A 21,205-nucleotide genomic window follows, 5' to 3' on the forward strand; every position below is an offset into this window, starting at 1 on the left:
GAGCCCCGCAGAGGTACGTCCCGGCCCGGTCGCCACGCGTCGACGCCCGGGGGCGCGGCCCGCGCCCCGCGACCCGGAAGGAGGTGTCGGATGGCAGACCTGCTCATCCTCACCCCCGCGACAGGCGGTTCCGTCGAGGTGCTGCCCGCGCTCGGCCTGCTCTCGCACCGCATCCGGGTCCTGCCCATGGAGCCGTCGGCGCTCGTGGACGCTCCGGACTCCGACGTCGTGCTGCTCGACGCGCGGCGCGACCTCGTCGCGGCCCGCACCACGTGCCGCCTCCTGCACGCGACCGGCCTGACCGTCCCGCTCGTGCTCGTCCTCACCGAGGGCGGCCTGACCGTCGTCACCGCCGAGTGGGGCGCGGACGACCTCCTCCTCGAGGGGGCGGGCCCCGCGGAGGTCGAGGCGCGGCTGCGCCTCGTCATCGAGCGGTCCGCGCGCGGGCCCGCCGAGGACGGGCCGCAGGAGATCGCGGCCGGCGAGCTCGCGATCGACGCGAGCGGCTACACGGCCCGGCTGCGCGGCCGGCCCATCGACCTCACCTACAAGGAGTTCGAGCTCCTCAAGTACCTGGTACAGCACCCGGGCCGCGTCTTCACGCGCGCCCAGCTCCTCCAGGAGGTCTGGGGCTACGACTACTACGGCGGCACGCGCACCGTCGACGTCCACGTCCGGCGCCTGCGCGCCAAGCTCGGCCCCGAGCACGAGCAGCTCATCGGGACGGTGCGCAACGTCGGGTACCGGTTCGACCCGCCCAAGGACCGCCGTCCCGCGGAGGGCACCGACGCTCCCGTGACGGACACCGCGGGGTCCTCGACCGACAGCGGCCCCGGGACCCCGGTAGGTTCGTCCGGGTGACGCCCGACCCCTCCGACTTCACGTCCGCCCTGCCCGACGGCCCGTGGCGCCATGAGTTCGTCCCGGCCAACGGCGCGCGGTTCCACGTCGCGCTCGCGGGTCCCGAGGACCGCGGCGTGCGCGACCCGGGTCCGCCCCTCGTCGTCCTGCTGCACTCGTTCCCGCAGTTCTGGTGGGCCTGGCGCCACCAGATCGAGTCGCTCGCCACCGCGGGCTACCGCGTCGCCGCGATGGACATCCGCGGCGTCGGCGCCTCCGACAAGCCGCCGATCGGCTACGACGCCCCGACCCGGACGCGCGACATCGCGGGGGTCGTGCGCTCGCTCGGGTCCGGGCGCGCCGTCGTCGTGGGGCACGGCACAGGCGGCAGCCTCGCCTGGGCGATGGCTGCGCTCCAGCCCGCCGTCACGGCCGGCGTCGCTGCCTTCTCCGCCCCGCACCCCGCACGGATGCACACCTCCGCACGTCGTCTGCTCACGCCCGCCGCGCTGCGGCAGCTCGCGTTCTACCAGGTGCCCACCCTCCCCGAGCGGGCGCTCGTCCGCGGCGACCTCGTCGCCGAGGTGCTCGCGGCCGGTGCGGCGACGCCGTTCGCTCCTGACGTCGTCGAGACCTACCGCACCGTCATGCGCATCCCCTTCGCGGCGCACACCGCGATGGAGTCGCTGCGCTGGGCCGTGCGGTCGACGCCCCGCCCCGACGGCCGTCGCTTCCTCGCCGCGCTCCGCCGCCCGGTCGACGTCCCCGCGCTCCAGGTCCACGCCGAGAAGGACGGGCTCGTGCGTCGCGACCTCGCCGACGCCGACGGCGCGGCGCTGGCCCGCGACTTCCGCTTCGAGGTCGTGGACGGCGCCGGCCACTTCCTCCCCGAGGAGGCGCCCGACGCCGTGACGGACCTGCTGCTGGACTGGCTCCCGAGGACCGCCCGGGCCGAGCGCGAGCGCTGACCCTCAGCTCGTCTTGACGAGCTTCGCCGCCTTGACCGGGTCGACCTCGCCGACGCCGAAGGACGGGCACCACCGGGCGATCGTGCACGCGCCGCACGCGGGCTTCCGCGCGAAGCACACCCGGCGACCGTGGAAGATCAGCCGGTGCGAGAGCATCGTCCACTCGGACTTCTCGACGAGCCCGCCGACCACCTGCTCGACCTTGACCGGGTCCTCCTCGGTGGTCCACGCCAGGCGGCGCACGAGGCGGCCGAAGTGGGTGTCCACGGTGAGCCCCGGCACGCCGAACGCGTTCCCGAGCACGACGTTCGCCGTCTTGCGCCCGACACCGGGCAGGGTCACGAGGTCCTTCAGGCGGCCCGGCACCTCACCGTCGAACCGCTCCACGAGGGCCTGGCCGATGCCGATGACGGACTGCGCCTTCGCCCGGAAGAAGCCGGTGGGCCGCAGCAGCTCCTCGAGCTCCTCCCGGTCGGCGCCCGCGTACGCCGCGGCGTCCGGGTACCGCGCGAAGAGCGCGGGCGTCGTGAGGTTCACGCGCTTGTCCGTCGTCTGCGCGGACAGGACCGTCGCGACCAGCAGCTCGAGCGGCGTCGTGAAGTCCAGCTCGCAGTGGGCGTCCGGATAGGTGACGGCGAGCTCGCGGTTGGTGCGGCGCGCGCGCCGGACCAGGGCGAGGTGCGACTCGGGCTTCGGCGCCCCCGTGCGGGCCTGCTCCGTGGTGGTCACGGACCCACCGTAGCCGCCACCCCCGACACCCGAGTTGCGGCCGTAGGGCAGACTTGTCCTGGAACATTTCCGAGGACGAGACGATAGGACACCCCGCGTGGACGACGACGTTGTGCTCTCCGCCCCCCTGTTCGCGACGATGGACGCGGACGAGACGCGCACCCTCTTCGAGTCGATGCAGCAGATCGAGCTCTCGCGCGGAGACGTGCTGTTCCGCGAGGGCGAGCCGGGCGACCGCCTCTACGTGATCGCGAGCGGCAAGATCAAGCTGGGGCGCCGCTCCAACGACGGCCGCGAGAACCTCCTGTCGATCCTCGGCCCCGGCGAGATGTTCGGGGAGCTGTCCCTGTTCGACCCGGGCCCCCGCACCGCGACCGCGAGCTCCGTCGCCGACTCCGTGATCTACGAGCTCGGCCACGACCAGCTCGTCGAGTGGATCGAGAAGCACCCGAGCGTCGCCAAGCACCTGCTCAACGCCCTCGCACGGCGCCTGCGCCGCACCAACGAGACGCTGGCCGACCTCGTCTTCTCCGACGTCCCCGGCCGTGTCGCCAAGGCGCTGCTCGACCTCTCGACCCGCTTCGGCGAGGAGACGGACGAGGGCACCCGCGTCGCGCACGACCTCACGCAGGAGGAGCTCGCGCAGCTCGTGGGCGCGTCGCGCGAGACCGTGAACAAGGCGCTCGCCGACTTCGCGACGCGCGGCTGGGTGCGCCGCGAGGGCCGGGCCGTCGTCCTGCTGGACATGGACCGCCTGGAGCGCCGCGCGCGCTGACCGACGACCGACGAGAACGGGGTCGGCGACCGGGTCCGCGAGGACCTGGCCGCCGACCCGTTCTCGCGCTGGAGAGTGGTGCTACTCCGCGAGCTCCACGACGATCTCGACCTCGACCGGGGCGTCGAGCGGCAGGACCGCGACGCCGACGGCGCTGCGGGCGTGGACGCCCGCCTCGCCGAAGACCTCCCCGAGGAGGTTGCTCGCGCCGTTGACCACGCCGGGCTGCCCCGTGAACGACGGGTCGCTCGCGACGAACCCGACGACCTTCACGACGCGGGCGACCTGGTCGAGGTTCCCGACGACGTCGTGCACGGCGGCGAGCGCGTTGAGCGCGCACTGCCGGGCCAGTGCCGCGGCGTCCGCGGGCGCGACGAGGCCCTCGCCGTCCCCCACCTTGCCCGTCGCGGGCAGCGCGCCGTCCACGAACGGGAGCTGGCCCGACGTGTGGACGTACCGGCCCGAGCGCACGGCGGGCACGTAGGCCGCGACGGGCGCCGCCACCGGGGGGAGGGTGAGACCGAGCTCCGTCAGGCGCGCGGCGATCGTCCCGGTGGGGAACCCCGCCACTACTTCTCCCCGGTCGGGCGCTTGAGGTAGGCCACGAGGCCGTTTCCGTCCGGGCCGGTGACGACCTGGACGAGCTCCCAGCCGTCGGAGCCCCACTGGTCCAGGACGGCCTTGGTGTTGTGGATGATGAGGGGGATGGTCGCGTACTCCCACGTGGTTGCCATGGGCCGAGCGTAGTCGGCCGCCGCGGGCGCCACCCGCGAGCACCGCCGCGGGATGCTTACACAACCCGCACACCCGCGAGCCCCGGGATCCCGGGGCCCTCCCAGGGTCGCTCCCGTAGGGTTGTCACCATGGCTTCCCCTGTGCGTCCTCGCGGCCGGCAGATCAACGCGTACCAGCTCGTCGCCCTCTTCCTGGCGTTCGTGCTGGTCTCCGGCGTCGGCGGCGTGCTCGCCGCCGGGCTGCTCGTCCCGCTCGCCGCCGGGGCGAACACGGCGACCGACACCGCGGTCGAGGTCTTCGACGAGCTGCCGGCGGACCTCGAGCCCGGCCCGCTGTCCGAGCAGTCGCGCATCTACGCGAACGACGGCACGACGCGGCTCGCGACGTTCTACACCGAGAACCGCATCGTGGTCCCGCTGGACCAGGTCTCGGACGCGATGAAGAACGCGGTCATCGCGATCGAGGACAAGCGCTTCTGGGACCACGGCGGCGTCGACGTCGAGGGCCTCCCCCGCGCGGTCGTGAACAACATCACGGGCGGCGACACCCAGGGAGCGTCGACGCTCACGCAGCAGTACGTGAAGAACGTGCTCATCGAGCAGGCGGTCCGCGAGGAAGACACCATGGCCCTCTACGAGGCCAACGAGAAGTCGCTCGGGCGCAAGGCGCGCGAGGCCAAGCTGGCCATCGCGCTCGAGAAGAAGATGACCAAGGAGGACATCCTCCAGGGCTACCTCAACATCGCGCAGTTCGGCCGCTCGGTCTACGGCGTGGAGACGGCGGCGCGGCACTACTTCAACAAGAGCGCGATCGACCTCAACTACGTCGAGGCCGCGACGATCGCGGGGATCACGAAGGCGCCGTCGACGTACGACCCGACCACCGAGCCGGAGAACGCCCAGAGCCGCCGCGACATCGTGCTCAACCAGATGTACCAGCAGGGGTACATCACCCGGGAGGAGTACGACGCGGGCCGGGCCCAGCCGATCGCCGACACGCTCGCGATCCAGCCGCTCGAGGCAGGCTGCCAGGCCGCGCAGGACGGCGCCGCGTTCTTCTGCGACTACGTCACGAAGATCATCATGTCCGACCCGGTGTTCGGCGAGACCAAGGAGGAGCGCCAGACGCTGCTCTACCGTGGTGGTCTCGACATCTACACGACGCTCGACCCCGCGATGCAGAAGGCCGCGCAGCAGCACGCCTCGGCGGCGGTGCCGGCGGACGACCCGAGCAAGGTCGAGGACGCGATCGTCACCGTCGAGCCCGGGACGGGCAAGATCCTCGCGATGGCGCAGAACCGCGCGTTCGACAACACCCAGGATCCCGCGCCGAACACGACGGCCGTCAACTACAGCGTCGACCAGGCCCACGGGTCGTCGAACGGGTTCTCCCCGGGCTCGACGTGGAAGCCCTTCGTGCTCGCCCAGTGGCTCAACGAGGGCCACTCCCTCTACGAGACGGTCAGCGCGAACAAGCGGACCTGGGTCGGCAGCCGCGACTTCCACGCGAGCTGCGACGCGGCCGAGCTCGGCCGCGACCCGTGGACGCCGGCGAACTCGGACGGCCCGGGCACCGGGTCGATGTCGGTCCTCAAGGCGACGTACAACTCCGTCAACACCGCGTACACGACGATGGCAAGCAAGCTCGACCTGTGCGGCGTGGCGAGCACCGCCGCAGCGGCCGGCTTCCAGCCGTCGATGCTCGACGACGGCGGCGAGGTGAAGGTCCGGCCGTCGATGATCCTCGGAACCCAGAACTCCTCGCCGCTGCAGATGGCCGCCGCGTACGCGACCTTCGCGAGCGGAGGCACGTACTGCGCGCCCGTCGCCATCACCAAGGTCCTCGGCTCCGACGGCCAGGAGCTCCCGGTGCCGTCGGCCGACTGCAAGGCGAACGCGATCGACCCGGCCATCGCCAACACCGTCACGTATGCGCTCCAGCAGGTCCTCACGCAGGGGTCCGGGCGCGGCAACGGCCTGGCGGACGGTCGCCCTGCCGCCGGCAAGACGGGAACTGCGAACAACAACACGCACACGTGGTTCATCGGGTACACGCCGCAGGTCGTCACCGCGGTGTGGATCGGCAACGCCGAGAGCGACGTCCCGATGAACATGCTGGACACGGGCCGCTGGTTCACGATCAACGGCAAGTCGCGTTCCTTCTGGTACGGCTCGAGCCTGGCCGCCCCGACCTGGCGCGACTACATGAACCAGATCCTCGCCGGCAAGCCTGCACCGGGCTTCGCCGGCCCGGACTGGGACCGGATCAACGCCCCCGCCCCGCCTCCGTCATCGCCGTCGGACTCTGACGAGGGCGACGGCAACGGCAACGGCAACGGCAACGGCAACGGCAACGGCGGCCAGGGTGGCGGCGGCGGCGACGAGCCCGACGCCGACGCCGGCGGAGGGCGTGGCGACCGCGGTGACCGCGGGAACGGGGCCGGCCGCGACGACGCCGACCTCGGCGAGTGGTTCGACAACCTCGGCGGCGGGGGGAACGGCTGAGCGCCGTCGGCCGGCGCCGGGCCCTGCGCGGGCTCGGCGCGCTCGCCGCTGTCGGTGCGGCGGGCGTCGCGTACGCGCACGTCGAGACGAAGCTGTTCACGCTCCGCCGGGTGACCGTACCCGTGCTGCCCGCCGGCACGCCCGACCTGCGCGTGCTGCACGTCTCGGACCTTCACCTGGTTCCCAGCCAGCGCCGCAAGATCGAGTGGGTGCGCTCGCTCGCCGAGCTCGAGCCGGACCTCGTCGTCGACACGGGCGACAACCTCGCTCACGTCGACTCGCTCGAACCGCTGCTGCACGCGCTCGAGCCGCTCCTGTCGACGCCCGGCGCCTTCGTCATGGGCTCGAACGACTACTACGCACCCGTCCCCAAGAACCCAGCGCGCTACCTCCTGCCGGACGCGCGGGTGCCGTTCGCCCGCGAGGCCCGGCTGCTCCCGGCCGGCGAGCTGGCGGCGGCGATGCGTGACGCAGGGTGGGTCGACCTCACGAACCGTCGCGACGTCCTCGAGGTCCGCGGGGTCCGCCTCGACCTCGTCGGCGTGGACGACCCCCATCTCGACCGGGACGTCTTCCCGGCTCCCTCCGCGCCGGACGCCTCCCGCGCGGGCACCGAGGCGCCGCCGAGCGACGGCCCGGTGCTCCGCCTCGGGGTGACGCACGCGCCGTACCGGCGCGTCCTGGACGCCATGCACGACGACGCCGCGGACCTCGTCCTCGCCGGTCACACCCACGGCGGGCAGCTCTGCGTGCCCGGGTTCGGCGCGCTCGTGACGAACTGCGACATCGACCGCGAGCGGGCCAAGGGACTGCACGGCTGGCCCGGCGCTCGGCCCGACGCACCCGGCGGCGAGGACTCGACGTGGCTGCACGTCTCCGCCGGAGCCGGGACCTCGCCGTACGCGCAGGTGCGGTTCGCGTGCCGCCCCGAGGCGACCCTGCTGACCCTGACGGCACGCTGAGCGGGCCGCACACCCCGTCCCCGCGGGCGGCCGCAGCGGGTGTCGCGGGAGTCACGGGAATCGAGTTTCGTGGCACGGCACTTCGTCGGCTATTCTGAGCAGGCTTCCCGCGCGGAAGACGAGGTCTCCTCGTCGATCGTCGTGCGGACGAGCAACCGGGGTGTGGCGCAGCTTGGTAGCGCGCTTCGTTCGGGACGAAGAGGTCGCAGGTTCAAATCCTGTCACCCCGACCAGGCGGAAGGCCCGGAATCGCCACGATTCCGGGCCTTCGTCATGTCAGGAGGCGGGCGCTGGCAGGCCCACAGGTGAGGGCGCCGTCCCCGAGTCGTCGCACGGCGGGTCGATCTCCACCCCCGCCGCCCGCGCCTCCCCCACCAGGAGGACGAGGCTGCGCTCCATCGCCGTCGGGCGCAGCTTGCCGACCTGGTGCCCGTGGGGATGGTCGAAGAACGCGAGCAGGCACAGCAGGAGCGTGACGACGAGCGCGACGCTGCCCATGAGGAGGCCCTGCGTCGCAGCACGCTCCGCCGAGTCGGCGAAGAACAGCAGGAAGACGAAGACGGTGCCTGAGACGACGAAGAGCACCAGCCACAGCGGGACGGGGATCAGACCTTCCGCACCGTGCACGCGGGACTGGCGGGCGTCCTCGCGGGCCGCGGTCTGGTCCATCCACCGGTCGTAGGCGGACTGCTGGGTGTCCGACGCGGGGACGACGTCGCGGATCGTCCGGTAGAGCGCGACCCCCCACGGGTTCACCGCCTCGCCGAGCTCGCCGTCCGCCATCTGCTCCCACTCCTCCGAGACGACGTAGCGGGCGTAGCAGACGAGCTCGCCGGAGAGCCGCGCCGCGTCGTCGGGGGCGAGGAACTGCGCGGTCTCCAGCTGCTGCACGACGATCCGCGCCTCCGACTCGGCGCCGCTCCGCGCCTCGTCGTACGACTCGAACGCGAGGAAGACGATGAAGCCCAGCAGCACCGAGAAGCCCGTGGCGACCACGCCGAAGACCCCGGACGCGCGGTCGCCGTCGCTGAACCGGCTCCCGGCGGGTGCGCGCCGCCGGACGAGCAGCATCGTCGCGACGGCCACCGCGACGACGGCGACGGTCACGATCGCGCCGACGACGATGCTCACGGCACCTCCTCCGCGCGGGTACCGCCGCGCGGTGCACGGCGGGTGCTGTCCTGGACAGCCTGCCCGTGCGCGCCGCCCCGGGTCGTCACGCGAAACGCATGAACGCCGCCGCGGTGCGGCGGCACGACCTGGCGTGCGTCGTGCCCAGGGGCGTACCGGCACCTGCCGCCGCACCTCGCACCGTGCACGAGATCGCGCGAGACTGGGGCCGTCCGCCCGAGCCCCGGGCGCCCGAGTCACCGCGGAGGTCGCCATGAGCGCTGGTCGTCACGTCGTCGTCGGAGGAGGGCTCGCCGCGGCGAAGGCGGTCGAGACGCTGCGCGACGAGGGCTACGACGGCGGGCTGACCGTCGTCGCGCGCGAGCCGCACCGGCCGTACGAGCGGCCGCCGCTGTCCAAGGACTACCTGCGCGGCGAGGCGGAGCGCGAGTCGGTGTTCCCCCTCTCCGCGGACTGGTACGCCGAGCACGACGTCGAGCTCCTCACCGCGACGGAGGCGACCGCCGTCGACCTCGCCGGGCGGAGCGTGTCCCTCGCCGACGGCCGGAACCTGCCGTACGAGAAGCTGCTCCTCGCGACCGGCTCGGACCCGCGCCGGATCCCGCTGCCCGGCCTCGACCTGGACGGCGTCCACGAGCTGCGCACGCTCGACGACAGCGACGCGCTCGCCGCCGCGCTGCGCGCCGCCCACGACGGCGGCGCGGGGCGGCGGCTCGCGATCGTCGGCGACGGCTGGATCGGGCTCGAGGTCGCGGCGTCGGCCCGCTCGCTCGGCCTCGACGTCACGGTGATCGGGCTCGGCACGCACCCCCTCGAGCGGGTTCTCGGCCCGGAGATGGGCGAGCTGTACGGGCAGGTCCACACCGACCACGGCGTCCACCTCCACCGCCGCGCCCAGGTCACGGGTATCTCGGGCTCGGGCGGCCGCGCGACAGGCGTCGACATCGCCGACGGGACCCACGTCGACGCCGACCTCGTGCTCGTCGCCGTGGGCGCGGTCCCGAACGTCACGCTCGCCCGCGACGCGGGCCTCGCGCTCGACTCCGCGACGGGCGGCGTCGTCGCCTCCGCGACGCTCCAGACCACCGACCCCGACGTCTTCGTCGCCGGCGACATCGCGAGCGTGCCGACCGCGCGCTACGGGCGGTCGGTGCGCGTCGAGCACTGGGCGACCGCGCTCAACCAGGGCCCGCACGCCGCGCGCGCGATGCTCGGCGCGACCGCCCCCTACCCCGAGCTGCCCTACTTCTTCTCCGACCAGTACGACGTCGGCATGGAGTACCTCGGCTTCGTCGCCGGGCCCGACGCCTACGACGAGGTCGTGGTCTCCGGTTCCCTCCCCGACCGCGAGCTCGTCGCGTTCTGGGTCAAGGACGGCCGCGTCGAGGCCGGCATGGCCGTCAACGTCTGGGACCGCATGGAGGACGTCAAGGCGCTCATCCACCGCGACGCCGTCGACCGCGCCGAGCTGGAGTCGTTCGTCGGCTGAGCGGCCCTGAGGGCTGCCGAACAGGCGACCCGGCGGACGGGGGTCAGGGGAGGTCGCGCTCGGGCGGGCCGACGTACTCGCTGAGCGGGCGGATGAGGGCGTTGGCGGCGCGCTGCTCCATGACGTGCGCGGTCCACCCGACGACGCGCGACGCGACGAACAACGGGGTGAAGATCTGCGTGTCGAAGCCCATGAGGTGGTACGCGGGCCCCGCCGGATAGTCGAGGTTGGGGAGGATGTTCTTGCGCTCGGTCATCGCGGTCTCGAGCGCGACGTAGAGGTCGAGGAGGTCCTGGCGGCCGTAGTGCGCGACGAGGTCGTCGAGCGTCGCGCGCATGGTGGGGACGCGCGAGTCGCCGTGCTTGTAGACGCGGTGCCCGAAGCCCATGATCTTGCGCTTGTGCGCGAGCGCGTCGTCGAGCCAGGCCTCGGCGCGGTCGGCGGTGCCGATCTCGGCGAACGTCGCCATGACGGCCTCGTTCGCGCCGCCGTGGAGCGGGCCCTTGAGCGCGCCGACGGCGCCGGTCACGGCGGAGTGCAGGTCGGACAGCGTCGAGGTGATGACGCGCGCCGTGAACGTCGACGCGTTGAAGGAGTGCTCGGCGTACAGCACCATCGAGACCTCGAACGCGCGCACGACGGCCGCCTCGGGGACCTCACCGAACGTCATCCACAGGAAGTTCTCCGCGTAGCCGAGGTCGTCGCGCGGCTCGACGATCTGCTGGCCCCGACGACGGCGCTGGTCGAGCGCGACGGCGGCGGGCAGCACGGCCCACAGGCGGACGGCCTTGGCCTGCTCGGCCTCGGGCGACGAGTCCTCGGCGTCCGGGTCGTGCGCGCCGAGCTGCGAGATCGCGGTGCGGACGACGTCCATGGGGTGGCACGTCGTCGGGAGCTCGAGGATCGCGTTGCGCACGTTCCCGGGCAGGGCGCGGTGCGCGCGCTCGACGGCGGTCTGCTCGGCGAGCTGCTCGGGCGTCGGGAGCTCGCCGTGCCACAGGAGGTACGCGACCTCCTCGAAGCTGCGGCGCGCGGCGAGGTCCTGCACCGGGTAGCCGCGGTACAGGAGCGAGTTCGTGTCGGGGTTGACCTTCGAGATCGCGGTGACGTCGACGACGACGCCCGCGAGGCCCTTGCGGATCTCGGGTCCCTCGGTGGTGGTCGGGGAGGTGGTCATGCGGTCACTCCTTCGTGCAGCACGGGTCGCGGGGAGATGCCGGTGCCGCGGCCGACGGGCCCGCGGCACCGGCGGGTCGTCAGGGCCGGTAGGTGAAGATGCCCTCGTCGAACGTGTTGTAGGCGGCGTAGTCGAGCAGCTCGTACAGGCGGGCGCGCGTCTGCATGCCCTCGACCTGCCCGGCCTGGGTGCCGGTCGCGGCGATCTCGTCGAGCGCGCGCTCGGCGGCGCCCATCGCGACCCGCAGGAGCGTGACGGGGTAGATGATCAGCCGGACGCCGGCGTCGCCGAGCTGGCGCCGCGTGAAGAGCTCGGACTTGCCGAACTCGGTCATGTTGGCGAGCACGGGCACGTCGACGGCGGACGCCACGGCCTCGAACTCCGCGAGGTCCTTCATGGCCTCGGGGAAGATCGCGTCGGCCCCCGCGTCGACGAGCGCCTTGGCGCGGTCGATCGCGGCCCGCAGCCCGGCGTCGCCCGGGATCGTGCCCCGCACGTCGGTGCGCGCCATGATCAGGAAGCCCGGGTCGCGGCGCGCGTCGGCGGCCGCACGGACGCGCTTGGCCGCCTCGTCGAGCCCGACGACCTCCTTGCCGTCGAGGTGGCCGCAGCGCTTGGGGTTGACCTGGTCCTCGACGTGCGCGCCCGCGACGCCCGCGTCCTCGAGCGCCTGGACGGTGCGCGCGACGTTCATCGGCTCGCCGAACCCGGTGTCGGCGTCGACGAGCGCGGGCAGGTCGGTGACGCGCGCGATCTGCTGCGAGCGCCCCGCGACCTCGGTGAGCGTCGTGAGGCCGATGTCGGGGAGGCCGAGGTCCGCCGACAGCACGGCCCCGGACACGTACACGCCCTCGAAGCCCTTGTCCTCGATCAGACGCGCGGACAGCGGGTTGAACGCGCCCGGGAGCCGCAGCGGCTCCCCCGTCGTCGCCGCGGCGTCGAGCGCCGCGCGGAACGCGCGTCGCTTGTCCGACGGCGTCACCTGGCTGTACAGCATCAGTGCGCCCCTCCCTCGGTGGCCGTGGTGCCCGACGTCGCAGGGTCACCCGGTCCGCCCGGCTGCGCCGCGGCGTCGGGCGCCTCGTGCATGGTGAACCCCTCGCCCTCGACATCGGGCGTGGCGACGCCGCCGTCCCGCCCGAGCTCGAACAGACCGGTCGGGGTGGGGACGGAGTCGAGGAGCCCCGGGCGGCCGACGATCGTCAGCTCGCGGACCTCGGCCGGAGTGAGCGACGGGAGGCGCTGCGCGAGGTCGAGGAACCGCTCGATCTCCGCGTCCTCGAGGACGCCCTCCGCGAGCGTGCGGAACTTGCGCACGTACTGCTCGCGGCCGAACGGCCGCGCGCCGAGCGGGTGCGCGTCGGCGACGGCGATCTCGCGGACGAGCCGGCCGCCGTCGGCGAGCTCGATCTCGACACGTCCGCCGAACGCCTTCTCGGCCGGGTCGGTCGAGTGGTAGCGGCGCGTCCACTCGGGGTCCTCGGCCGTCGTGACCTTGGCCCACAGCGCGACCGTGTCGGGTCGACCCGCACGCTCGGGCGCGTACGAGTCGACGTGGTGCCAGCCGCCGTCCTGCAGCGCGACCGCGAAGATGTACGGGATCGAGTGGTCGAGCGTCTCGCGCGACGCGGTCGGGTCGTACTTCTGCGGGTCGTTGGCGCCCGAGCCGATGACGTAGTGCGTGTGGTGGCTCGTGTGGATGACCACGCTCGTCACGTTGTCCGGGTCGGCGAGCCACGGGTGCTCGTCGTGCAGCGCGCGGGCGAGGTCGATGAGCGCCTGCGACTGGTACTCCGCGGAGTGCTCCTTGGTGTACGTGTCGAGGATCGCCGTCTTCGGTTCGCCGCGCGCCGGCAGCACGACGTCGTACGCCGCGTCCGGGCCGTCGAGGAGCCACGCGACGACGCCGTCCTCGCCCTCGTAGATCGGCTCGGGCGACGTCTGGCCACGCATCGCCCGGTCGACGGACTCGACCGCGACCTTGCCCGCGAACGCCGGGGCGTGCGCCTTCCACGTGGAGATCTGGCCCTTGCGGGACTGGCGCGTGGCCGTCGTCGTGTGCAGGGCCTGGCCGATCGCCTGGAAGACCGTCTCGGTGTCGAGGCCCAGCAGCGTGCCGATGCCCGCCGCAGCGGAGGGCCCGAGGTGCGCGACGTGGTCGATCTTGTGCTGGTGGAGGCTGATCGCGCGCACGAGGTCGACCTGGATCTCGTAGCCGGTCGCGATCGCCCGCACGACTGCGGCGCCGTCGGACCCGGCGTGCTGCGCGACGGCGAGGATCGGCGGGATGTTGTCGCCCGGGTGGGAGTACTCGGCGGCGAGGAACGTGTCGTGGAAGTCGAGCTCGCGCACCGCGACACCGTTCGCCCACGCCGCCCACTCGGGGCTCGTGCGCGTCGCGAGACCGCAGCCGAACACCGTCGCGCCCGGCGTGTACGGGTGCGCGAGCGCCTGGCCGCGCGCGGCGACCGCGGGACCGCGCGTGAGGCTCGCCGCGGCGACGGCCGCGTTGTCGATGACGCGGTTGATGACCATGTCGACGACCTCGGGCGTGACCTCGACCGGGTCCGTCGCGAGCTCGGCGAGCTTCCACGCGAGCTGGTCGGTACGGTCGAGCGGCTCCGCGCTGGGGTAGACGCGCAGGTGGTGGGTGTACGGCATCGGTGTCTCCGTCGTGCGGTGGGCGGTGGTCAGGGGAGGTCGTCGGTGGCCGACCCCACGCCGCGCAGGGACTGCTCGGCGAGGGCTGCGCTGCGCTCGATGTGGGCGCGCATCGCGGCCTCGGCGGCGACGGGGTCGCGGCTCGCGATCGCGTCCGCGACCGCGCGGTGCTCGTCGACGTGGTCGGTGGTGCCGACGCGGCGGCGCGCGGCGAGCGCGCGGTACCGGTCGACGTGGCCGCGGATCTGGCGCAGGAGCGCCGACCCCCAGCGGTTGTCGGCGAGCGCTTCGATCTCCCCGTGGAACTGGGCGCCGATGCGCAGCACCTCGTCCTCGTGGTCGCGCACGGCGTCCATGAGCGTCACGAGCCGGACGAGGCGGGCGACGTCGTCGGGCGTGGCGCGCTCGCACGCGTCCCGGGCGAGCAGGCCCTCGAGGCGGGCGCGCACGTCGTAGACGCGGCGCGCGTCGGCGACGTCGAGCGGCGCGACGCGCACTCCCCCGGTCGGCAGCTCGACGACGAGCGCCTCCGCCTGGAGCAGGCGCAGCGCCTCGCGCACCGGGGTCCGGGAGACGCCGAGCTCGGCGGACAGCACGGGCTCGGTGAGCCGCGCGTCGGGCGCGAGCGTGCCGTCGATGATGCGTCCGCGCAGGAGGTCGTAGACCGCGCGGGCGCCGGACTGGCGACGTGCGAGACCTGCGTCGCCGGGGGCCGTCGTGGCCTGCCCGACGGCGGCTCGCACGTCGGGCGTCGTCGTCACCCCGCCATCGTGCCACACGATCTGCGCACTTGTATACAAGCATCGATCGCGAGTGGCCGTGTCACATCCCAGGGCGCTGCGGCGTCGTACCGGTATGAGGATCGCAGTGACAGGTGGGACAGGGACGATCGGCCGGCACGTCGTCGCGGAGCTAGCCGCGCGCGGGCACGAGGTGCGGGCGCTGAGCCGTCACGCGGAGCGGTACGCCGTCGACCTCACGACGGGCGCCGGGCTGACCGCCGCGCTCGCCGGGGTCGACGTGGTCGTGGACGCGAGCAACGCGTCGTCGTCCACGGCGGACGCGCGCGCGACGCTCGTCGACGGGACACGGCGGCTCCTGGCGGCCGAGCACGACGCGGGGGTGCAGCACCACGTGCTCGTCTCGATCGTGGGGTGCCACGATGTGCCGATGGCCTACTACGGCGTGAAGGTCGAGCAGGAGCGGGCGGTCTCCGCCGGCGAGGTCCCCTGGACGGTCGTCGCGGTGACGCAGTTCCACGAGTTCGTCGCCGGGACGCTCGCGGGCGCGGCGCGACGCGGCGTCGTGCCGCTGCTGCGCGCCCCGGTCCAACCCGTCGCGGCGCAGGACGCGGCCTCGGCCGTCGCCGACGCCGCGGAGCGCGCGCCGCGACGGTCGACCACGACCGTCGCGGGCCCGGAGGTGCTCGATCTGCGGGACGCGGCGCGCGCCTGGCGCGCGGCGACCGGCTCGCGGGCTCTCCCCGTCCGGGTCCCGCTGCCCGGGAAGCTCGGGCGCGCGCTGCGCGCGGGCGGCCTCACCGACCCGCGCCCGGACGCGCGCGGCACGACGACGTTCGCCGGCTGGCTCGCGGCGCAGCGCACCGCGGCGGCTGCGCGATGAGCACGGACGACCTCGCGCACGCCTTCGAGGCCGAGCGCCCGCGCCTGCTGCGCCTCGCCTACGCGACCACCGGGTCGTGGTCGGACGCCGAGGACTGTGTCCAGGACGCGTGGCTGCGCCTGCGCACCCAGGACCCGGCGTCGATCCGCAACCTCGCGGCGTGGCTCACGACGACGGTGGGCCGCCTCGCGCTCGACGTGCTCGGCAGCGCGCGCGTGCGGCGCGAGCGCTACGTCGGGACGTGGCTGCCCGAGCCCGTCGTCACCGCACCCGGCGCGCGGTCCCCGGTCGCGTCGTCCGCCGCGACCGCGCGGGACGCCGCCGATCCCGCCGACCGCGCCACGCTCGACGAGGAGGTGAGCATGGCCCTGCTCCTCGTGCTCGAGCGGCTCTCCCCCGCGCAGCGCGTCGCGTTCGTCCTGCACGACGTCTTCGGGCTGCCGTTCGAGGAGGTGGGCGACGTCGTCGGGCGATCCCCCGCGGCGGTGCGCCAGCTCGCGTCGCGCGCCCGCAAGGACGTGGAGGCGGGGCGCCCGCGAGGCCGGACGACGCGCGCGGAGCAGGAGCGCGTCGTCGAGGCGTTCGTCGCGGCGTGCGCGGGCGACGACCTGCCGACGCTGCTCGGCCTGCTCGACCCCGACGTGATGCTCCGGGGCGACGGCGGCGGCAAGGTCCGCGCGCTGCGGCACCCGGTCCAGGGGGCACAGACCGTCGGCGAGGTCCTGCTCTCCTACCTCCGCAACCGGCCGCGCGGCGCGGGGGCGGTCGACGTCAACGGCAGTCCCGGGCTCGCGCTCGTCGACGGCTCGGGGGTGCTCACGGTCCTGGCGTTCACGCTCGCCGACGGCCGCATCGCGGCGCTCGACATCGTGCGGAACCCCGACAAGCTGAGCACGGTGCCGCCGGGGCTGCTCGACGACCCCGGCCCGTGGTGGCCCTGACGGCTACGGCCGGTGGTCCTCGGCGGGCCATGCGCCGTAGCCGTCGAGGTGCTCGTCGGCGTCGCGCACGTAGTCGTCGACCGGCGTCATCCGCTCGGCCATCTCGAAGTGCCAGTCGACCAGCTCGCCGAGCGGGACGGGGGTGCGCGACGACCGCGCGACGTCGCGCCCCTCCTCCGACCACAGCGGCGGGTAGAGGCTCAGCCCCTCGTCGAGGCGGACCGTGCCGATCTCGTCGTACCAGCCGGGCCAGCGCACGGAGGCGTAGAACTCCGTCGTCCCGCCGCTCACCGCCCACTCGAGGAACGCCGCCTGGCCGAACCCGAGGTCCACCCACGCGAGCGAGTCGGGCGCGAAGTAGTTGACGTTGCCGAGCTGGCCCGGGAGGCCGCCGCCGTTGATCGCGAACGTGCCGCCGAGCACGTCGTACGCGACGACCAGGACCGACGGTGCCACGCTGTCGTCGCCCGGCTCGCCGAGCCCGTTGACGGTCGCGAGGTCGGGCAGCCCGGCGCCGCCCCCGCCGATGATCCGCAACCACCCACCGTCGACGAGCACCCCGCCGGTGTGGAGCGCGAGCGCACCCAGCGTTGAACGGACCGTGACCTGGAGACGGAAGAGGACCTCGAGCGACCATGCCGGAGCCGGCACGACCTCCACGCCACCGCGCCCGAGCATGCGGGAGAGCGTCGGCCAGGCGGGGTCGTCGACCGCCGCCAGCTCCGCTGCCGTCCTCACTGTCATGGCCGGATCATGCCAGATGTTGCCGGTATCCAGGAGTCCTGCTATGGAGCGGCGCCCGGCAGGTCCCCCGTTGGGCTGAAAGACCGATTCGGAAGGGCTCCTTCGGCGCGACCGACCACCGATCGTCCGGGCCGTCACCAGGTGGGGTGTGAAGACTCGGCGGCGAGCCCGCGCAGACCGCGTCGGCGCGGTCACCCCGGGGCGTCCCCGTCGGTAGCGTCTCGGCCGTGGACGACGAGCGCACCGAACCGACGGCGGACGGCACCGACGGACCTCGGCCCGCGAGCGCGCGCCGGGTCCCGCGGAGCACGGTCGCCGCCGTCGCGTCGGTCGCCGGCGTGGGCCTCGCGGTCGTCGCCGCACTTCTCGCGCCGACGATCCTCGACTCCGCCGTCGCGGACCCGACCGTGCCCCGGTCGTCGCCGCCGGACGGGTCGACGGCTCCGTCGCCCGGGCCCGGCGATCCTGAGCACGGGGCGGAGGACACGACCGCGCTCCTGCTCGCCCTGCCGGGTGTCGAGGACGTGCAGGTGAACGGGTCGGCGGGCGCGTCGTCGGCCGAGATCACGCTCGTCACCCCGCTCCCGTCCCCCGAGGACGCGCAGCGCACCGCCGAGGACGCGAGCGCGATCGTCGCCGCCGTGCCCGGCGGCGGCGCCTGGTCGCTCCGCGTCGAGGGCACGGGCGCGAGCGGCGGGACGCTCGCCGTCGCGGTCGGCCCGGGGATGGGCACCGACCGCGGCGTCGACCCGGCCACCGGGGAGCCGCGCCCCGAGCTCCTCGGGACCGACGCCGTCGCCGACGCGGTGCGCCTCGTCGCCCACGGCCCCGTGCGGCGCGTGTTCCTGTCCCCCGGGTCCGCGTCGGTCGACGTCCGCTCGCCCGACGACCTCGTCCCCGTCGCCGGGCTCGTGCGTGCCGAGGGCCGCGGGCTGACGAGCCTCGGCGTCGACGGCTCCGGCGTCGGCGCCTACGACGGCGACGGGCTGACCGTCCCCGACGACGCCCTGCTCACGCTCCTGGCCGACGTCGCGGCGGAGCCCGGCGTGACGCAGGTCGTGCACGACGGCGTCCGCGACACGTTCCCGCAGGACCCCCTGCTCACGGTGATCACCTCGGGCGACGCGGCCGTGGTCGCGCGCGTCCTCGACGGCGCGGCCTACCCCGGCCCGGTGCTCGCGTACCAGGTCCACGGCTCGACGGACGGCGGCGCGTCCGCGACGCGCTCCGGGTTCGTCGCGGGGGTCGCCCCGACGAGCGGGGCTCGCCCCGCGGGCGCGTGCGCGCCCGCCGACCTCGCCCTCGGCGCCCTGGGGTTCGACGCCGCGGCGGGGCGCCGGTTCCTCACGCTCACGGCCCGCAACGACGGCACCGCGGAGTGCGTCCTCGCGGGGGCGCCAGCGGTCCGCTTCGTCGCGGACGACGGCTCGGAGACGGACGTGCTCCTCGAGCCGGACGACGACGGCCTCGCCCCGATCACGCTCGCACCGGGCGCCACGGCCTGGGCCGCGCTCTCGTGGCGCGGCGGGTCGACGGCCGACGACCCGCCGCTCGTCACGACGCTGCTCGTGGCCCCGCACACAGGCGACCCCGAGTCGGTCGTCGGGCTCGCGGGGATCCCCGGCGTCGGGGACGGGCTCGACCTGCTCGGCGGCGGGACCGCGACGATCGGGTCTTGGGCACCGGCTCGCACCGGGTGACGTCCTCACGGACGGCGGGGGTCCGTCGGGGTGCGCCCCCACGGACCCCCGCAAGCCCGGTTCAGCAGTCTCTGCGCATCTGGTTGATGGAGAACACCCCGTCGGCGACGGCCAGCCGGTCGACCGTCCCGCGCCAGTGCTCGGTCCACGCGCCGGCCACCTTCGCGCGCCCGACCTGCAGCGCGCCGACCGACGACCAGCCGGAGCCCGCCGACGAGGTCGTCCCCGCGAGAACGGTCTCCCCGAGCCCTGGTTCCTCCACGGTGCCGATCTCGCAGACGTAGAGGCGCAACTCACCGGCGGTCGCGTCGCGCACCCCCGTGAGCCTGACCCACGAGCCCGGCTTGACGTCGATGCCCGAGAGCACGGCGCTCGCGGCCGCACCGTCCGTGTCCGCGTCGGCGGTCCAGAAGGCCCAGCACGTGCCGGACTGCGTCCCGCACGCGGGATCGTGCCGCATGCCCAGTGCGAACGCGCTGCTCCGGTCACCGTCCTGGCTCACCGCGACGCGCGTCGTCCCGGTCTCGTCCGCCCGCACGGTGGCGGCTACCGAGAACGCGCCCGCCGTCGCGACCGCGGGGCCGGAGGACCACGCCGCGGCCGCGTCGTCCGTCACGACGAGCGCACCGTCCTCGGGGTCGACCTCGAAGTCCGCGAAGTACCCGTGGCCCCACATCGCCTCGTTCGCGAGGGTGAGCGCCCGGACGCCGGAGTCGTCCCATGCCTCGATCCCCGTCCGTTCGGAGAACGACCAGCGCGTAGGCGCGGCTGCGGCGACGGTGAAGAAGTAGGCGCGTCGTGGCCCGGTGTTTCCCGCGGAGTCGACCGCCTGGGCATAGATCCAGTGACTTCCGCTCGCCGTCGGCGTGAACTCGACCCGCTCCCCGGGCACCGCCGAACGGTCCATCGTGTCGGTGCCGATCGAGTAGCGGATCGCCACGACGTCCGGCTCCTCGGAGGACAGGACGAAGGCGCCGCGCACCCCGACACCTCCGGACGTCGCGTCCTCCCGGTAGACCGCGGGCTCACCCTCGACGGGCGTGATCACCGGCGCGAGCTCCGGCCTCACGAGATCGACGACGAGCTCGCACCGGCTCGGCTCGCTCCACGGGCCGCCGTCCGCCGTCGCTGCCCGGACCTCCCACGCGTACGCGCCGCCGTGGTGCAGCAGACCCGAGGGCACACGCATGTGGGCGACGGAGCCCGCGATCATCGCGCCGTCGGTCTGCGCGGTCCACAGTTCCGCTCCCGAAGAGAGGTCCTGGACCGAGAACCGGGCGAGCAGGAGATGGTTCGCCTCGCCCGAGAGCTCCGCCGTGAGGTCAGGCGTGTCCGACCTCACGGCCGGTCGCGCCTCTCCCGTCACGCACGCGCTCACCGGGTCGGAGGTCCCGAGCGCGGTCGCCGACGCTCCCGCCGGAGGCGCGAGCTCGAGCGTCAGCGTCGTCGCGTCCCCGAGCACCGCGATGCCGGACCGCGCGCCGGAGAGACCGAGCGCCACCGGGTCGCCCGATGCAGCGGCCGCGGCGACGGGTGCGGTGACGTCCCAGGACACCACGCCCCAACGGTCGCAGCGTGCGGACGAGGTCGCCGACGCCACGGTGGGTCCCCACGTCGAGGCATGGTTCGCCCACGCGCTCGACCGGACCACCGCGCCCACCACGTGCGCCGTGACCGGGGTCGTCCGGCACTGCATACCCTGCACGCCGGACGTCGTCAGGGTCGCGCGAGAGACCGTCGCGCCCACGGGCACGGCCGATGCGACGGCGTCGGTGAAGTCCCACGCGACACGCGACTCGCCCAGGACCGTGCAGAGGAGACCGGAGGCGCACCCTCCGACGACATGCGAACCCTCGAACGCGTATCCGGAGACCGACCGCGGCAGCGCCGACCGCAGCACGGTCCGTGGGACGTCGTCACCGTCGAGGACGACGGCGGCACCGGCCTCCACGGCCCCGGTACTCGGCACCGGTACGGCGCTCGCCGTCGTCGCACCGGCGGTCAGGCCCGTGACGGCCAGCACCACGCTCAGCAGCGCGGCCGTCGTCCCGCGCGTCGTTCGTCTCACGTCTCCCCCGATCATCCCGCTCGCCGTTCCTCGGCGAGGTCCCCGCGTGCCTCTGGGTCGTCCTCGACCAGGTCCTCGCGCGGCGGCTGGCGGAAATGTACACCGGCAGCGGGCACCGCCGACACGGCCGTTCGGGCTATCGCGGCACGGCCCCGGAG

18 protein-coding genes, 1 tRNA gene and 1 pseudogene are annotated in these 21,205 nt (G+C 74.1%); 10 read left to right on the forward strand and 10 right to left on the reverse strand.

Features of this window, described 5'->3' with window-relative positions; all coding sequences use genetic code 11:
* Window positions 1-90 precede the first annotated feature (90 nt).
* Window positions 91-861 carry a winged helix-turn-helix transcriptional regulator gene (locus tag ACN9MS_RS17135; RefSeq protein ID WP_426309627.1) on the forward strand — a complete coding sequence of 257 codons (771 nt, stop codon included), beginning with the start codon at window positions 91-93 and terminating at the stop codon, window positions 859-861.
* On the forward strand, window positions 858-1,808 hold the full coding sequence (locus ACN9MS_RS17140; RefSeq protein ID WP_426309628.1) for an alpha/beta fold hydrolase: 951 nt from the start codon (window positions 858-860) through the stop codon (window positions 1,806-1,808). The genes ACN9MS_RS17135 and ACN9MS_RS17140 overlap by 4 nt, the downstream gene beginning before the upstream one ends.
* A 3-nt stretch (window positions 1,809-1,811) precedes the next feature.
* Here the strand turns inward: ACN9MS_RS17140 and nth are convergent, their stop codons facing one another.
* Window positions 1,812-2,537 (reverse strand): endonuclease III, encoded by a 726-nt coding sequence (nth, locus tag ACN9MS_RS17145; RefSeq protein WP_378233476.1) that lies wholly within the window; start codon window positions 2,535-2,537, stop codon window positions 1,812-1,814.
* Between the two features lie 97 nt (window positions 2,538-2,634).
* Between nth and ACN9MS_RS17150 the strand changes: the two genes are divergently transcribed.
* The gene (locus tag ACN9MS_RS17150) at window positions 2,635-3,312 is read left to right on the forward strand and encodes a Crp/Fnr family transcriptional regulator (RefSeq protein WP_426309629.1); all 678 of its coding nucleotides are present in this window, start codon (window positions 2,635-2,637) and stop codon (window positions 3,310-3,312) included.
* An 81-nt stretch (window positions 3,313-3,393) separates the two neighbouring features.
* On the opposite strand, the gene ACN9MS_RS17155 is transcribed toward ACN9MS_RS17150, so the two are convergent.
* Window positions 3,394-3,882 carry a RidA family protein gene (locus ACN9MS_RS17155; RefSeq protein ID WP_378219065.1) on the reverse strand — a complete coding sequence of 163 codons (489 nt, stop codon included), beginning with the start codon at window positions 3,880-3,882 and terminating at the stop codon, window positions 3,394-3,396.
* Complete coding sequence (locus ACN9MS_RS17160) at window positions 3,882-4,046, reverse strand: hypothetical protein (RefSeq protein WP_021481786.1); 165 nt, start codon at window positions 4,044-4,046, stop codon at window positions 3,882-3,884. The genes ACN9MS_RS17155 and ACN9MS_RS17160 overlap by 1 nt, the downstream gene beginning before the upstream one ends.
* Window positions 4,047-4,175: 129 nt before the next feature.
* Between ACN9MS_RS17160 and ACN9MS_RS17165 the strand changes: the two genes are divergently transcribed.
* From ACN9MS_RS17165 to ACN9MS_RS17175, 3 genes are all read left to right on the forward strand, one after another.
* The gene (locus ACN9MS_RS17165) at window positions 4,176-6,551 is read left to right on the forward strand and encodes a transglycosylase domain-containing protein (protein ID WP_426309630.1); all 2,376 of its coding nucleotides are present in this window, start codon (window positions 4,176-4,178) and stop codon (window positions 6,549-6,551) included.
* Complete coding sequence (locus ACN9MS_RS17170) at window positions 6,548-7,513, forward strand: metallophosphoesterase (RefSeq protein WP_426311922.1); 966 nt, start codon at window positions 6,548-6,550, stop codon at window positions 7,511-7,513. The genes ACN9MS_RS17165 and ACN9MS_RS17170 overlap by 4 nt, the downstream gene beginning before the upstream one ends.
* Before the next feature lie 156 nt (window positions 7,514-7,669).
* Window positions 7,670-7,746, forward strand: a tRNA-Pro gene (locus ACN9MS_RS17175).
* 43 nt (window positions 7,747-7,789) lie between these two features.
* Here ACN9MS_RS17175 and ACN9MS_RS17180 read toward each other — a convergent pair.
* Window positions 7,790-8,644 carry a hypothetical protein gene (locus ACN9MS_RS17180; RefSeq protein WP_426309631.1) on the reverse strand — a complete coding sequence of 285 codons (855 nt, stop codon included), beginning with the start codon at window positions 8,642-8,644 and terminating at the stop codon, window positions 7,790-7,792.
* Between the two features lie 253 nt (window positions 8,645-8,897).
* Between ACN9MS_RS17180 and ACN9MS_RS17185 the strand changes: the two genes are divergently transcribed.
* Window positions 8,898-10,133, forward strand: coding sequence for an NAD(P)/FAD-dependent oxidoreductase (locus ACN9MS_RS17185; RefSeq protein WP_426309632.1), 1,236 nt, complete (start codon window positions 8,898-8,900; stop codon window positions 10,131-10,133).
* Between the two features lie 43 nt (window positions 10,134-10,176).
* Here ACN9MS_RS17185 and ACN9MS_RS17190 read toward each other — a convergent pair whose 3' ends face one another.
* The 4 genes and pseudogenes from ACN9MS_RS17190 to ACN9MS_RS17205 all read right to left on the reverse strand — a co-directional run bounded on the left by ACN9MS_RS17190 (window position 10,177) and on the right by ACN9MS_RS17205 (window position 14,732).
* On the reverse strand, window positions 10,177-11,310 hold the full coding sequence (locus ACN9MS_RS17190) for a bifunctional 2-methylcitrate synthase/citrate synthase (protein ID WP_426309633.1): 1,134 nt from the start codon (window positions 11,308-11,310) through the stop codon (window positions 10,177-10,179).
* A 79-nt stretch (window positions 11,311-11,389) separates the two neighbouring features.
* The gene (gene prpB / locus ACN9MS_RS17195) at window positions 11,390-12,307 is read right to left on the reverse strand and encodes a methylisocitrate lyase (RefSeq protein WP_426309634.1); all 918 of its coding nucleotides are present in this window, start codon (window positions 12,305-12,307) and stop codon (window positions 11,390-11,392) included.
* 149 nt (window positions 12,308-12,456) lie between these two features.
* Window positions 12,457-13,971 (reverse strand): annotated as a pseudogene (locus ACN9MS_RS17200) (MmgE/PrpD family protein); the annotation flags it as partial.
* 29 nt (window positions 13,972-14,000) lie between these two features.
* Complete coding sequence (locus ACN9MS_RS17205; RefSeq protein ID WP_426309635.1) at window positions 14,001-14,732, reverse strand: GntR family transcriptional regulator; 732 nt, start codon at window positions 14,730-14,732, stop codon at window positions 14,001-14,003.
* A gap of 106 nt (window positions 14,733-14,838) precedes the next feature.
* Between ACN9MS_RS17205 and ACN9MS_RS17210 the strand changes: the two genes are divergently transcribed.
* Window positions 14,839-15,594, forward strand: a complete 756-nt coding sequence (locus ACN9MS_RS17210; protein WP_426309636.1) for an SDR family oxidoreductase — start codon at window positions 14,839-14,841, stop codon at window positions 15,592-15,594.
* On the forward strand, window positions 15,591-16,535 hold the full coding sequence (sigJ, locus tag ACN9MS_RS17215) for an RNA polymerase sigma factor SigJ (RefSeq protein ID WP_426309637.1): 945 nt from the start codon (window positions 15,591-15,593) through the stop codon (window positions 16,533-16,535). Before ACN9MS_RS17210 ends, sigJ begins: the two co-directional genes overlap by 4 nt.
* A gap of 3 nt (window positions 16,536-16,538) precedes the next feature.
* Here the strand turns inward: sigJ and ACN9MS_RS17220 are convergent, their stop codons facing one another.
* Complete coding sequence (locus tag ACN9MS_RS17220; RefSeq protein WP_426309638.1) at window positions 16,539-17,279, reverse strand: DUF2625 family protein; 741 nt, start codon at window positions 17,277-17,279, stop codon at window positions 16,539-16,541.
* A 227-nt stretch (window positions 17,280-17,506) separates the two neighbouring features.
* Here ACN9MS_RS17220 and ACN9MS_RS17225 point away from each other — a divergent pair, with 227 nt between their 5' ends.
* On the forward strand, window positions 17,507-18,979 hold the full coding sequence (locus tag ACN9MS_RS17225) for a DUF4232 domain-containing protein (protein WP_426309639.1): 1,473 nt from the start codon (window positions 17,507-17,509) through the stop codon (window positions 18,977-18,979).
* Between the two features lie 61 nt (window positions 18,980-19,040).
* Here ACN9MS_RS17225 and ACN9MS_RS17230 read toward each other — a convergent pair whose 3' ends face one another.
* Complete coding sequence (locus tag ACN9MS_RS17230) at window positions 19,041-21,047, reverse strand: LamG-like jellyroll fold domain-containing protein (RefSeq protein ID WP_426309640.1); 2,007 nt, start codon at window positions 21,045-21,047, stop codon at window positions 19,041-19,043.
* Window positions 21,048-21,205: the final 158 nt, after the last annotated feature.

The sequence above is a fragment of the Cellulosimicrobium sp. E-16 genome, assembly GCF_049913115.1.
GTDB lineage: Bacteria > Actinomycetota > Actinomycetes > Actinomycetales > Cellulomonadaceae > Cellulosimicrobium.

What these genes read in the sequence shown, in the direction of transcription:
- ACN9MS_RS17135 (WP_426309627.1), top strand. Translation starts at nt 91, where the DNA reads ATGGCAGACCTGCTCATCCTCACCCCCGCGACAGGCGGTTCCGTCGAG.
- ACN9MS_RS17160 (WP_021481786.1), bottom strand. Translation starts at nt 4,046, where the DNA reads ATGGCAACCACGTGGGAGTACGCGACCATCCCCCTCATCATCCACAAC.
- ACN9MS_RS17165 (WP_426309630.1), top strand. Translation starts at nt 4,176, where the DNA reads ATGGCTTCCCCTGTGCGTCCTCGCGGCCGGCAGATCAACGCGTACCAG.
- ACN9MS_RS17185 (WP_426309632.1), top strand. Translation starts at nt 8,898, where the DNA reads ATGAGCGCTGGTCGTCACGTCGTCGTCGGAGGAGGGCTCGCCGCGGCG.
- ACN9MS_RS17190 (WP_426309633.1), bottom strand. Translation starts at nt 11,310, where the DNA reads ATGACCACCTCCCCGACCACCACCGAGGGACCCGAGATCCGCAAGGGC.
- prpB (WP_426309634.1), bottom strand. Translation starts at nt 12,307, where the DNA reads ATGCTGTACAGCCAGGTGACGCCGTCGGACAAGCGACGCGCGTTCCGC.
- sigJ (WP_426309637.1), top strand. Translation starts at nt 15,591, where the DNA reads ATGAGCACGGACGACCTCGCGCACGCCTTCGAGGCCGAGCGCCCGCGC.
- ACN9MS_RS17220 (WP_426309638.1), bottom strand. Translation starts at nt 17,279, where the DNA reads ATGACAGTGAGGACGGCAGCGGAGCTGGCGGCGGTCGACGACCCCGCC.